Source organism: uncultured Clostridium sp., from assembly GCF_910588715.1.
Taxonomy (GTDB): Bacteria; Bacillota; Clostridia; order Clostridiales; family Clostridiaceae; genus Clostridium.
This window is the reverse complement of record NZ_CAJURG010000001.1, coordinates 595049-608316: the sequence shown is the minus strand read 5'-3', so window position 1 is coordinate 608316 and position 13268 is coordinate 595049. Positions and strand designations below refer to the sequence as shown.

The following is a 13268-nucleotide window of genomic DNA, read 5'->3' as shown; positions in this document are numbered from 1 at the left end:
GTAGTATGGATGTAATGCAATTTACTCAAGCTCTTTCAAGAATTTGGGTATTGGAAACAAGACTCCTTGATAAAGCCAAAGTAGAAAGAATGTTAGAAGCTAATTCTACTGATGAGGTTTTAAAAATACTTGGGGAAACTGAGTATGCAAATATAATGGGTAATGTAAAAAGAGCAGCTGATTATGAAGAAATTCTAAGCACTGAACTTAAGAGAGTTTATAAATTAGTTTATGAACTATGCCCAGTAAAAGAAATCGTAGATTTAATGAGCATTAAATATAAATACCATAATATTAAGGTTTTATTAAAGGGAAAATTTTTAAATAAAGATTTTTCTGATATGCTTATAGATTTAGGAAAAGAAGATTTAAGCGATTTAAAAAGAAAAATTGATACAGATAATTACAGAGACTTAAAAGGAAATGTTGAAAAGGCAGTTCTAGAGGTTTTAGCTGATTTTGAAGAAAGTAAAGATCCTCAAAATATTGATATTATAGTAGATAGATATATGTTTAAAGAATTAGTTGAAATAAAAAAATCTTTAAACTATAAATTTACGGATAAACTTGTAAATGCAATTATTGATGCTACAAATATTAGAACTTTACTAAGAATTAAAAAACAAGGTAAGGGAAGAGAATTTGCTTCTGAAGTATTAGTTAGTGGTGGAGCTATAAGTAAAGATACATTAGTATCTATATTAAATGAAACACCAGAAAATATTATCTCAAAATTAAGCACAAGTGTATATTCTGATTTAATAAAAGACGGTGTTGAAGGATACATAGCTACAAATTCAGCGAATCTTTTAGAAAAGTTAAGTGATAATTATATTATGGATATTATGAAAACTGGTAAGCTAGTAACATTTGGTCCTGAGAGAATTTTATCATACATTTATGCTAAAGAAACAGAAATTAAAATAATAAGAATTATTATGGTAGGTAAGCTTAATAATATTGCTGAGGAAGTAATAAGAGAAAGGCTGCGTGATATTTATGTATAAGAAGATTGGGGTAGTTGGTGATAAAGACTCAGTTTTAGCATTTAAAGCTATAGGAATTGATGTATTTCCTGTAGTAGAAGCTGATGAAGCTAGAATTGCTGTTGATAGAATGGCTATGAATGGATACGCAGTTATTTTTATAACAGAGCAAGTTGCAGCAAAAATTGAAGAAACAATTGAGCGTTATAACAAACAAATGCTTCCTGCTGTAATATTAATTCCAAGCAATCAAGGAACTTTAAACATAGGTTCAAAGAGAATAAGCGATAGCGTGGAAAAAGCTGTTGGTGTCAATATTTTATAGGAAGGCAGGTTAGAAATTTGAAGACCGGAAGAATAATCAAGGTTGCAGGTCCTTTAGTTGTTGCTGAAGGAATGGACGAAGCAAATATTTATGATATGGTTAAGGTTGGAGAAAAAGGTCTTATCGGAGAAATCATTGAAATGAGAGGCGATAAGGCATCTATCCAAGTTTACGAAGAAACTACAGGAATAGGGCCAGGGGACCCAGTTGTTACAACTGGAGAACCCTTAAGTATTGAACTTGGACCAGGACTTATAGAGTCAATGTTCGATGGAATACAAAGACCACTAGATGCGTTTGAAAAAGTAGCTCAATCACCATTTTTAACAAAAGGTGTATCAGTTACTTCATTAAATAGAGAAAGAGTTTGGGACTTTAATCCTACTGTTAAAGTTGGAGATAAAGTTGAAGCTGGTGATGTAATAGGAACAGTTCAAGAAACTCCTGTTGTATTACACAAAATAATGGCTCCATTTGGAATAGAAGGAACAGTTAAAGAAATTAAATCTGGAAGCTTTACAGTTGTAGATACAGTTTGTATTGTTGAAACAGCTAAAGGTGATAAAGAAGTAAAGCTTATGCAAAAATGGCCTGCAAGAAAGGGTAGACCATTTGCTCAAAAATTAAAACCAGAAGCTCCTATGACTACAGGTCAAAGAGTTATAGATACATTCTTCCCAGTAGCTAAAGGTGGAGCTGCTGCTGTACCAGGTCCTTTCGGAGCAGGTAAAACAGTTGTTCAACACCAAATTGCAAAATGGGGAGATGCTGAAATAGTTGTTTACGTTGGATGCGGTGAACGTGGTAACGAAATGACAGACGTTCTTAATGAGTTCCCAGAACTTAAAGACCCTAAAACTGGCGAATCATTAATGAAAAGAACAGTACTTATAGCTAATACTTCAAACATGCCAGTTGCAGCTAGAGAAGCTTGTATATATACAGGTATTACAATAGCTGAGTACTTTAGAGATATGGGATACTCAGTATCAATAATGGCTGACTCTACTTCAAGATGGGCAGAGGCATTAAGAGAAATGTCTGGTAGACTTGAAGAAATGCCAGGGGATGAAGGTTACCCAGCATACTTAGGTTCAAGACTTTCAGATTATTATGAAAGAGCTGGTAAAGTTGTTTGTTTAGGTAAAGAAGGAAGACAAGGAGCAGTTACAGCAATTGGTGCGGTATCTCCTCCAGGTGGAGACCTTTCAGAACCAGTTACACAATCAACACTTAGAATAGTTAAAGTTTTCTGGGGATTAGATGCACAACTTGCATATAAGAGACACTTCCCAGCTATAAACTGGATTAACTCATATTCTTTATATGCTGATACTGTAGATGGATACTTAAATAGAACAGTTGCTGAAGATTGGTCTTCTTTAAGACAAGAAGCAATGGCTTTACTTCAAGAAGAATCAGGTCTTCAAGAAATCGTAAGCTTAGTTGGTATAGATGCATTATCAGAAAAAGATAGATTAAAATTAGAAGTTGCTAAATCTATAAGAGAAGACTATTTACAACAAAATGGTTTCCATGAAATAGATACTTATACTTCATTAGATAAACAATATAAAATGTTAAAGCTTGTATTATTATTCAGACAAGAAGCTGAAAGAGCTTTAGATGCAGGAGTTTACTTAGATAAAATCTTAAACTTAGAAGTAAGAGATAAAATTGCAAGAAGTAAGTATATCCATGAAGATGATATAGCTAAGATGGATGATATTGCTGCTGAATTAAGAGCTGATATTGATGCTTTAATCAACGAAGGAGGGGTTCTTAATGCTTAAGGAATACAGAACGGTTACAGAAGTTGTTGGTCCTTTAATGGTTGTTGAAGGAGTTAGCGGAGTTAAGTATGATGAATTAGTTGAAGTTGAAATACAAACTGGTGAATTAAGAAGAGGTAAGGTTCTTGAAGTTAATGGTTCTAAAGCAATGGTTCAATTATTTGAAGGTTCTTCAGGAATTAACTTAAAAGGAACTAAGGCTAAATTTTTAGGAAAGCCACTTCAATTAGGCGTATCAGAAGATATGTTAGGTAGAGTATTTGATGGTATGGGTCATCCAATTGACAAAGGACCAAAGATAATACCAGAAAAGCAATTAGATATAAATGGGGAAGCAATTAACCCAGTATCAAGAAATTTCCCATCAGAGTTTATTCAAACAGGAATATCAGCTATTGATGGATTAAATACACTAGTAAGAGGACAAAAGTTACCTGTTTTCTCTGCATCAGGTCTTCCTCATGCACAATTAGCTGCACAAATAGCAAGACAAGCGACTGTTTTAAATTCAGATGCTAACTTTGCCGTTGTATTTGCAGCAATTGGTATAACTTTCGAAGAATCTCAATTCTTCGTTGATGAATTTAAGAAAACTGGTGCTATAGATAATGCTGTATTATTTATGAACCTTGCATCAGACCCAGCTATCGAAAGAATAGCTACACCAAGAATGGCATTAACAGCAGCTGAATTCTTAGCATATGAAAAAGATATGCATGTTCTTGTTATAATGACTGATATAACTAACTATGCAGAAGCATTAAGAGAAGTATCAGCAGCTAGAAAGGAAGTTCCAGGTAGAAGAGGTTACCCAGGATACTTATATACTGACCTTTCTACATTATATGAAAGAGCAGGTAGAATTAATGGTAGAGGTGGTTCAATCACTCAAATTCCAATATTAACAATGCCTGAAGAAGATAAGACTCACCCAATTCCAGACTTAACTGGATATATCACAGAAGGACAAATAATTCTTTCAAGAGAATTATACAAAAAGGGAATTGTACCTCCAATTGATGTACTTCCATCACTTTCAAGACTTAAAGATAAGGGGATTGGAAAAGGTAAGACTAGAGAAGATCATGCTGATACAATGAACCAATTATTCTCAGCTTATGCACAAGGTAAGCAAGCTAAAGAATTATCAGCTATCTTAGGTGAATCTGCATTATCAGAAACAGACAAGAAGTTTGCTAAGTTTGCAGAAGCATTTGAAGAACAATATGTTTCTCAAGGATTTGAAACAAATAGATCAATAGAAGAAACTTTAAATTTAGGTTGGAAATTACTTAAGATTCTTCCTAAGACTGAGCTTAAGAGAATCAGAGATGAATATCTTGAAAAGTATATGCCAAAGGGAGATGAAGAGTAGAATATGGCAAAGTTAAATGTCAATCCTACTAGAATGGAGCTATCTAAGCTGAAGAAAAGATTAACTACTGCAGCAAGAGGACATAAGCTTCTTAAAGATAAACAAGACGAGTTAATGAGACAATTTATTAATCTTGTTAAATATAATAATGAGCTTAGAAAATCAGTTGAATTTGAACTAGAAGGCTCGTTTAAAGATTTCGTTATGGCAAGTGCTGTAATGAGTTCGGAATTCTTAGAAGAAGCAGTTGCTTATCCAAAAGATAGTGTATCTGTTGAAGTAGGAACAAAAAACATAATGAGTGTTAATGTTCCACAAATGAAATTCCACAGACAATTACAAGATAGTGAAGGAAGCATTTATCCATATGGGTTTGCCAATACATCTTCTGAATTAGATGATGCTATAGGAAAGCTTGAATCAATACTTCCAAAGCTACTTGAGTTAGCTGAAGTTGAAAAATCAACACAGCTTATGGCTGATGAAATTGAAAAGACAAGAAGAAGAGTTAATGCCCTTGAGTATATGACAATTCCTCAATTACAAGAAACAATTAAGTTTATTAGAATGAAACTTGATGAAAATGAAAGAGGAGCTTTAACTAGATTAATGAAGGTTAAAGATATAATTAACGCAAGAGCTGAATAAATCTTTACATTATCACAATTGGGAGTTACTTTTTATAAAGTAGCTCCCTTAATTTTTATTTAATTATATATTTGATAATGATTTAAATTAATAGTATAATGCTAATATAATACATAATATTGCATATTATGATAATTTCTAAGGAGATACTTGATGAAATATTTACTAGCAATAATAATAGCTTTTTCTAGTGTGTTTATTTTAACACCGATATTTATGAAATTAGCTTTTAAATATAATTTTACTGATAAGCCTACTAAAAGAAAACAACATAAGGGTGAAACTCCACTTTGTGGTGGAATTGCCATGTTTATTGGATTTTTTATAGCATATTTTATTGTTTTTTATAATTATAGCTTTGATGAAAAGTATGGAATATTTATAGGGTCATTATTAATATTAATCATAGGAATAATAGATGACTATTATAAAAGCGTAGGAAGAGAATTTGGAATTACTCCAAGACTTGCAGTTCAACTTTTAGCTGCTGTAATTGTTTTTAAGTCTGGAATTTCATTTGAAGGATTTACAAATCCATTTACTCATGAGTACATAACATTAGTACCTATAGTTCAATTTATTCTTACTATAACTTGGATTTTTGGTGTTACTACCGTAATAAATTGGTCTGATGGAATGGATGGGTTAGCAGGAAGTGTATCATTTATTTCAGCAATAACTTTTGCAGTATCAGCTATTATATTAGGTCAACCTCCATCATTATTATTTTCTCTTATAACAGCCGGTGTTGTATTGGCATTTTTATATTATAATAAATATCCAGCAAAAATATTTATGGGTGATTCTGGTGCAAACTTTTTAGGATTTATTTTAAGTATAATTGCTTTAGATGGTGCATTTAAGGGTGCAACTATATTAAGCTTAATGATACCAATTTTAGCTTTAGCTGTTCCTATATTTGATAATATATTTGTTATATTTAAGAGATTTTCAGAAGGAAAACCTATATATCAAGCAGATAGAAGTCAAATTCATTATAGACTTCAAGAAAAGGGATTAAATAATAAACAAATAGTAACTTTTATAAGTATAATTAGTTTAACTTGTAGTATTGTTTCTATATTATTATTACTAATAAAATTTTAGTTTATAAAAGTTTCTTAAAGGATAAATTAAAATAACTTTTTATAAGATATATTAATAAAAATTAGGAGCTATATCCTATTGAATTAAAAATTTTCAATAGGATATAGCTCCTTTTTATTTTATAAAAAAGAATAAGACTTAAATTTAAGAATAAAAATTTATTAAAGAGTTTTAATTATTTCAATGTATTATAGTTTAAAAACTGATAAATAATTAAAAGGGGGCATTTCTTTGAAAATTAATGAATTATTTAATAGTAAGAAATTAGTATTTTCCTTTGAAATATTTCCGCCTAAAGTTACATCATCCATTAATACAATTTATGAAACCTTAGAGGAATTAAAGGACTTAAAGCCAGATTTTATTAGTGTAACTTATGGGGCAGGAGGAAGTTTAACTAATAATAGGACAACTGAATTATCATCAGTTGTAAAAGGAAAATATGGTGTGGAATCTGTTGCACATTTAACATGTATATCATCTAGTAAAAAGGAAATAGATATTATATTAGATGATTTAAAGAATAAAGGAATAGAAAATATACTAGCTTTAAGGGGAGATATTCCTGTTGGGGAAAAACCTAAGGGAGAATTTAATTATGCTTATGAACTTATTTCTCATATAAAGAAAAGGGGAGATTTTAATATTTTAGGGGCATGTTATCCAGAAGGTCATGTTAAAGGGAGAGACTTTAAGGAGGACATGATGCATTTAAAATTAAAGGAAGATATGGGTGCTACTCAATTTATTTCTCAATTATTTTTTGATAATAATTTTTTTTATAATATGTTAGAGGAAAAAGAAAAGTTGGGAATTAAATCACCAATTCAAGCTGGAATTATGCCAGTTGTAAATAAAAATCAAATAGAAAGAATAACATCTTTATGTGGAGCTTATGTTCCAGAAAAGTTTATTAAGATAATGAATAAGTATGAACACGATAAGGAAGCATTAAGAGAAGCAGGAATTGCATATGCTGTTGAACAAATAGTGGATTTAGTTTCTAGTGGTGTTGATGGAATTCATTTATATACTATGAATAATCCATATGTAGCAAGAAGAATACATGGTAACATAAATACAATTATAAATTCAATTAATAAAGATATAGGAGGCAAAAAATGAATAAGGTAGAAAGTTTTGAATTAGATCATAGAAAGGTTAAGGCACCATATATAAGAAAGTGTTGTTTATTAAGTAGTCCAAAAGGAGATTTTGTAACAAAGTTTGATATAAGATTTTTACAGCCGAATAAGGAGGCTTTTGGAACCGCAGCAATGCATGGGTTAGAACATTTATTAGCACATGAGCTTAGAAATAATTTAGATGGAATTATAGATTTATCACCAATGGGCTGTAGAACAGGATTTTATTTAAGTATTTTTGGTAATAGAGATACTAAGGAAATAAAAATTGCTTTAGAAAATGCCTTAAATAAGGTTTTAGAAGCCGAAGAAATACCAGCAGCTAATGAAATTCAATGTGGAAATTATAGAGATTTATCTTTATTTGGAGCTAAGGAATATGCAAGGGAAGCATTAGAAAAAGGTTTTTCTTTAAATATTTATGGTGAGTAATAATAAAACAAGATTAAATGATTTTTATTATTTAATCTTGTTTTATTTTATATTTTTTTGTTTATTAAATATCTTAATTAATTTAATCTTCATAGCTAAATAGTAATGAAATGACAAAAAGGAATAAATTGACAATTGGCTGATTAAAAGTTAGAATTAATATAATTTATGAAAATTTATAAGGTTAATTTGGGAGGTTATTATGAAGGCTATTTTAACAGTAATAGGTAAGGATAAGGTAGGAATTATAGCAGGTGTAAGTAGTGAGCTTCAAAAATTAAATATTAATATTTTAGATGTTAATCAAACTATAATGGGTGAATTTTTTACAATGATAATGATGCTGGATTTAAAATTGAGTAATGATAACTTTGATAATATTAAAGGCATTTTAGAGCTAAAGGGAAAAGAATTAGGAGTTGAAGTTAAAATTCAAAGGGAAGAAATATTTAATTCTATGTATACTGTATAAAATATTAATTATTTAAATGGAGGTATTTATGAATGCAAATAATATATTAGAAACTATAAAGATGATAGAAGAGGAAAAGTTAGATATTAGAACTATAACTATGGGAATTTCTCTTTTAGATTGTATTGATAGCAATGGAGATAAGGCAAGGGAAAAAATATATAATAAAGTAACTACGTATGCTAAAGATTTAGTTAAGGTTGGAAATGAAATATCAAATGAATTTGGTATTCCAATAGTAAATAAAAGAGTTTCTGTTACTCCTATTTCAATAATTGCAGGAGCAACAGATGAAAGTAATTATATAAAATTTGCAGAAATATTAGATAAAGCAGCACATGAATTAAAAATAGATTTTATAGGTGGTTTTTCAGCTTTAGTACATAAGGGATATACTAAAGGGGATAGAATTTTAATTAATTCAATACCAGAAGCTTTAGCAAAAACTAATAAGGTTTGTTCATCAGTAAATGTTGGTTCTAGTAAGTGTGGAATTAATATGGATGCAGTAAAGGAAATGGGAAAAGTAATAAAAAAGACTGCTGAATTAACAGCAGATAAAAAGGGATTTGGATGTGCAAAGCTTGTGGTATTTGCTAATGCTGTTGAGGATAATCCATTTATGGCAGGAGCTTTTCATGGAGTTGGAGAAGCTGATAGAGTTATAAATGTTGGAGTTAGTGGACCTGGAGTAGTTCAAAGAGCAATAGAAAAGGTTAAGGGTGAAAGCTTTGATGTAGTTTCTGAAACTATTAAAAGAACTGCTTTTAAAATTACTAGAATAGGTCAATTAGTTGCACATGAAGCATCTAAAAGATTAGATACTCCTTTTGGAATTGTAGATTTATCATTAGCACCTACCCCTGCAGTTGGAGATTCTGTTGCACATATTTTAGAAGCAATGGGGCTTGAAGTTGTTGGAACTCACGGAACAACAGCAGCTTTGGCTCTCTTAAATGATGCAGTTAAAAAAGGTGGAGTAATGGCCTGTAGTCATGTTGGAGGATTAAGTGGAGCTTTTATTCCAGTTTCTGAAGATGCAGGAATGATAGATGCTGTATTAAATAATTCGTTAAATTTAGAAAAGCTTGAAGCAATGACAGCTATTTGTTCAGTTGGCTTAGATATGATAGCAGTACCAGGAGATACAACAGCAGAAACATTATCTGCAATTATAGCTGATGAAAGTGCAATTGGGGTTATCAATAATAAAACTACAGCAGTTAGAATTATTCCAGCTCCAAATTGCAAAGTAGGAGACTTAGTTGAGTTTGGCGGACTATTAGGAACAGCACCTGTAATGGCTGTAAATAAGAATTCTTCTTTTGATTTTATTAATCGTGGTGGAAGAATACCAGCACCAATTCATTCATTTAAAAATTAAATAAATAATAGTATTTATTTAGGACTAGTCAATAATTATAAAATTAATTATTGACTAGCCCTATTTTATTAGATAAAATTAAATATTTATGTTGTAAAATTCAAAATATATTTAATAAAAATCTCTAATCAAGGCAATAATATAAATAATTATGACTATATAAAATTGTTACAGTAGAGTATTATTGAATATTGCATAAAATAATATAGATTGATTATGAGGAGGAAATAATGAGTGAAAATTTAGCTCTAGAAAGAAGTATCCTTAAACAAAAACGTAAGGATATATTAAATGAAGTTGAAAAAAAGAGAAAATATCAAGAAGAAATAGCTAAAAAGTTAAGAATATTAACAAAGGAAGCTAAAGGTAATTATGATGAGGAAAAAGAAAACACGGAAAAGATATATAATTTATTAAAAAAAGAAATAGAAAATTATGAAGAAGCATTAAAAAGTCCTTATTTTGGTAGAGTCGATTTTAATGAAAAGTTTGGATTAGAAGAAAAGATTTACATAGGCAAAAAGGGAATAACATCTACAGTAGATGGAGAGGAAATTGTTGTTGATTGGAGAGCACCAGTAGCAGACCTTTATTATAGTGGAACTGGTGGGGAAGCATATTATAAAGCTCCTATGGGGATAGTTGAAGGAGAACTTAATTTAAAGAGAAAGTTTTTATTTAATAATGAAAAGTTAGATAAAATTTTTGATGAAAGTACTGATGAAATAATTATTAATGGAGAAGAAGGTTCAGAGCTTGTTGATGAATTTTTGAAAATTAATCTTGAAGAAAGTAGGGGAAAAAAACTTAAAGAAGTAGTTGCAACTATACAAAAAGAGCAAAATGATATTATAAGATGGCCAAAGAATCTTCCAATAATAGTTCAAGGGTCAGCAGGTTCTGGAAAAACTACAGTTGCATTGCATAGATTAGCATACCTTTTATATAGATATAGAGAATCTATGGATGGTAAAGATATATTAGTATTAGCACCAAATAAATTATTTTTAGATTACATTTCTGATATTTTACCTACTTTAGGATCAAACGATGTAAAGCAAACAACCTTTCAAGAACTTGTGATGAAATTTCTTAAATTAAAGGGAAAAATTAAGACTAAGGATGATAAGCTAAAAGAATTAATAGAAATAGAAGACCATAGGGAAAAGCAATTTATTGTAAATTCTTCAAGAGTAAAAGGAAATTTAATATTTAAAACTATAATAGACAGATATATAGCTTTATTAGAAAGTAGCTCTTTAGAAATAGAGGATATTTTAATAGCAAATTATGTATTATTTTCAAAGAGAGAAATAATGAGATTATACTTAAAAGATTTGCAGAGCTATCCTATAAATAAGAGAAAAGATGAAATTAAAAGATACTTATCTTTAAAGTTAAAGGAAAGAATAGAAAGTCTTATTATTCAAATTGATAGGGAATGGGACGTAAAAATTAAAGAAATAAAAAGTCAATTGGAAGATGGAGAGCAAAGGAGAAATAAATTAATAGAAATATATAATGAAAGGGATAATATTAAAAGTTACATTAAGCATGATGCAAAAAAGGTAATGAATGAATATTTTAAAAATTGGAGAGGAATTACCTGTAGCGATATTTATATTAATTTATTCAAAGATGACCAAGTTTTTGAAATTGCAACTGGAAATAAAATTCCAAGTGCATTAGCTGAATATATAAAATCAGAAGAAATATCAAATTATGAAAAGGGCATAATTGATGAAGATGATCTACCTGTACTTTTCTATATACACATGCTATTAGAAGGTATTGATGAAAAGTCAAAATACAAGCATATAGTAGTAGATGAAGCACAAGATTATAGTCCATTTCAAATTTATTTAATTAATTGTTTATCAATGGGAAATTCCTTAACCTTAGTTGGAGATTTAGCTCAAGGAATTTATCATTATAAGGGAATTAGAACATGGAATGACATTACGGAAGGTGTATTTAATGGAAAAGCTACATTTATAACATTAAGCCAAAGTTATCGTTCTACAGTTGAAATCATTGAATTTGCTAATTCTATATTAAATGCACAAAATTTAGGATTAAAGGCTGCAAAGCCAGTACTAAGACACGGAGAAAAGCCAGAGGTAATTAAATCTGTTTCAATAAGAGAATCTATAAGATTAATTGAGGAAATTATAAAAAGACTTAACTCTAAAGGTAAACATAGTATTGCAATAATAACAAAAACTTATAATGAAGGTAAAGTTTTAGAAAAAGAATTAAAAAAATATACTGATTTAGATTTTGCTTTAATTAAGGGAAATGAAAAAGAAACTCCAAAGACTGATATAATTATAATACCAGCTTATTTAACAAAAGGATTAGAATTTGATGGAACTATCATATATAATCCAACAGAAAAAAATTATCCAGATAATATATTAAATCAAAGATTACTTTATGTAGCCTTAACTAGGGCGCTTCATAGTGAATATATAATTGCAGAAGAAGCACTTTCTAAAAATATAATAGTTTAAGTGAAGGTTAATAAATAGGAGGGTAACAGGTGAGTTATATATTTTTGATAATAGGTTTTTTTCTATTAATTAAAGGAGCAGATATTTTTGTTAATGGTGCATCTAATATTTCAAAAAAATTAGGGATACCATCTGTTATAGTAGGATTAACAATAGTATCATTAGGAACAAGTGCACCAGAGCTTGCAGTAAGTATTATTTCATCAATTAAAGGTAGCAATGAACTTGCAGTTGGGAATGTATTAGGTTCTAATCTTTTTAATACTTTAATGGTGCTTGGAGTTACTACTATAATAATGCCACTAACAATTAAAAAATCCGAAGTAAAAAGAGATTTTGCTATAAATATGATAGTAACAATATTATTCTTAATTTTAACTTTTACTAAGATTTTAGGTGGAAAGGATAATTACATATCAAGAGGTGATGGAATTATTCTATTAATTGGATGTATTTCTTATATAGTTTATTTAATATTATCAGTAAAAACAGGTAAAGTAGAAAGCATAGAATTGCAAGAAGAGTTAGCGGTGGAATCGACGGCTGAAATAAATATTATTAAAAGTATAGCAAATTTAATTATAGGTGCTTTAGGAATTGTTATTGGAGGACAATGCGTTGTAAATTCAGCAACAACTATTGCAACTTCACTTGGAATGAGTGAAAAGCTTGTAGGACTTACAATAGTTGCAATGGGAACATCTCTTCCGGAATTAGTAACATCAGTAGTTGCTGCACTTAAGGGAGAAGAGGATATTGCACTTGGAAATATATTAGGGTCAAATATATTTAATATTTTATTAATTATAGGAGTATCATCAGCTATAAGTCCGATAGCCGTATCTAGTAATTTAATATTTGATTTTGTATTTTTAATTATAGTAACTTTAATAATTGGAATTATGATATTTACAAGTAAAAGTGAAGAAAAGCGTTTTGGTAGAAAAGAGGGAGTTATCTTAGTATCGTTTTATGTAATTTATATGATTTATATAATAATTAGAAATTAAAAAATCTCTACGTGAAAGAATTTAGTAATTGCTTTCATGTAGAGATTTTTTATATACCTATAATATTAAATATTATTC

Annotated in this window: 12 protein-coding genes; all 12 read left to right on the top strand. The window is 29.5% G+C overall.

The features are described from left to right. The first annotated feature begins 5 nt into the window (after window positions 1-5). The 12 genes from QZ321_RS03020 to QZ321_RS02965 all read left to right on the top strand — a co-directional run bounded on the left by QZ321_RS03020 (window position 6) and on the right by QZ321_RS02965 (window position 13190). Entirely contained in the window at window positions 6-1007 is a 1002-nt protein-coding gene (locus tag QZ321_RS03020) for a V-type ATP synthase subunit C (protein WP_291749387.1), read from the top strand. Beyond that, window positions 1000-1311: a V-type ATP synthase subunit F gene (locus QZ321_RS03015; protein WP_291741842.1), complete on the top strand. Its 312-nt coding sequence runs from the start codon at window positions 1000-1002 to the stop codon at window positions 1309-1311. The genes QZ321_RS03020 and QZ321_RS03015 overlap by 8 nt, the downstream gene beginning before the upstream one ends. 17 nt (window positions 1312-1328) lie before the next feature. Further along, window positions 1329-3104 (top strand): V-type ATP synthase subunit A, encoded by a 1776-nt coding sequence (locus QZ321_RS03010; protein WP_294196180.1) that lies wholly within the window; start codon window positions 1329-1331, stop codon window positions 3102-3104. After that, window positions 3097-4479 (top strand): V-type ATP synthase subunit B, encoded by a 1383-nt coding sequence (locus tag QZ321_RS03005; protein ID WP_291741848.1) that lies wholly within the window; start codon window positions 3097-3099, stop codon window positions 4477-4479. The genes QZ321_RS03010 and QZ321_RS03005 overlap by 8 nt, the downstream gene beginning before the upstream one ends. A gap of 3 nt (window positions 4480-4482) precedes the next feature. Next, window positions 4483-5127: a V-type ATP synthase subunit D gene (locus QZ321_RS03000; RefSeq protein ID WP_291741850.1), complete on the top strand. Its 645-nt coding sequence runs from the start codon at window positions 4483-4485 to the stop codon at window positions 5125-5127. Window positions 5128-5280: 153 nt separating this feature from the next. Further along, complete coding sequence (locus QZ321_RS02995; protein WP_291749391.1) at window positions 5281-6234, top strand: MraY family glycosyltransferase; 954 nt, start codon at window positions 5281-5283, stop codon at window positions 6232-6234. Window positions 6235-6465: 231 nt separating this feature from the next. Continuing rightward, window positions 6466-7359 carry a methylenetetrahydrofolate reductase [NAD(P)H] gene (gene metF / locus QZ321_RS02990; RefSeq protein ID WP_291749394.1) on the top strand — a complete coding sequence of 298 codons (894 nt, stop codon included), beginning with the start codon at window positions 6466-6468 and terminating at the stop codon, window positions 7357-7359. Further along, window positions 7356-7811, top strand: a complete 456-nt coding sequence (locus tag QZ321_RS02985; RefSeq protein WP_291742539.1) for an S-ribosylhomocysteine lyase — start codon at window positions 7356-7358, stop codon at window positions 7809-7811. Before metF ends, QZ321_RS02985 begins: the two co-directional genes overlap by 4 nt. Before the next feature lie 202 nt (window positions 7812-8013). Next, on the top strand, window positions 8014-8283 hold the full coding sequence (locus QZ321_RS02980; protein ID WP_291742542.1) for an ACT domain-containing protein: 270 nt from the start codon (window positions 8014-8016) through the stop codon (window positions 8281-8283). A gap of 28 nt (window positions 8284-8311) precedes the next feature. Then, window positions 8312-9667, top strand: a complete 1356-nt coding sequence (locus QZ321_RS02975; protein WP_294196178.1) for a PFL family protein — start codon at window positions 8312-8314, stop codon at window positions 9665-9667. Between the two features lie 230 nt (window positions 9668-9897). Then, on the top strand, window positions 9898-12180 hold the full coding sequence (gene helD / locus QZ321_RS02970) for an RNA polymerase recycling motor HelD (protein WP_291749401.1): 2283 nt from the start codon (window positions 9898-9900) through the stop codon (window positions 12178-12180). 29 nt (window positions 12181-12209) lie between these two features. Continuing rightward, entirely contained in the window at window positions 12210-13190 is a 981-nt protein-coding gene (locus tag QZ321_RS02965) for a calcium/sodium antiporter (protein WP_291742551.1), read from the top strand. The last annotated feature ends 78 nt before the right edge of the window (window positions 13191-13268 follow it).

Excerpts from the sequence above, each read along its gene's own strand:
- QZ321_RS03020 (WP_291749387.1), top strand. The coding sequence starts at position 6 with ATGGATGTAATGCAATTTACTCAAGCTCTTTCAAGAATTTGGGTATTG.
- QZ321_RS03015 (WP_291741842.1), top strand. The coding sequence starts at position 1,000 with ATGTATAAGAAGATTGGGGTAGTTGGTGATAAAGACTCAGTTTTAGCA.
- QZ321_RS03005 (WP_291741848.1), top strand. The coding sequence starts at position 3,097 with ATGCTTAAGGAATACAGAACGGTTACAGAAGTTGTTGGTCCTTTAATG.
- QZ321_RS03000 (WP_291741850.1), top strand. The coding sequence starts at position 4,483 with ATGGCAAAGTTAAATGTCAATCCTACTAGAATGGAGCTATCTAAGCTG.
- QZ321_RS02995 (WP_291749391.1), top strand. The coding sequence starts at position 5,281 with ATGAAATATTTACTAGCAATAATAATAGCTTTTTCTAGTGTGTTTATT.
- QZ321_RS02985 (WP_291742539.1), top strand. The coding sequence starts at position 7,356 with ATGAATAAGGTAGAAAGTTTTGAATTAGATCATAGAAAGGTTAAGGCA.
- QZ321_RS02980 (WP_291742542.1), top strand. The coding sequence starts at position 8,014 with ATGAAGGCTATTTTAACAGTAATAGGTAAGGATAAGGTAGGAATTATA.
- QZ321_RS02975 (WP_294196178.1), top strand. The coding sequence starts at position 8,312 with ATGAATGCAAATAATATATTAGAAACTATAAAGATGATAGAAGAGGAA.
- helD (WP_291749401.1), top strand. The coding sequence starts at position 9,898 with ATGAGTGAAAATTTAGCTCTAGAAAGAAGTATCCTTAAACAAAAACGT.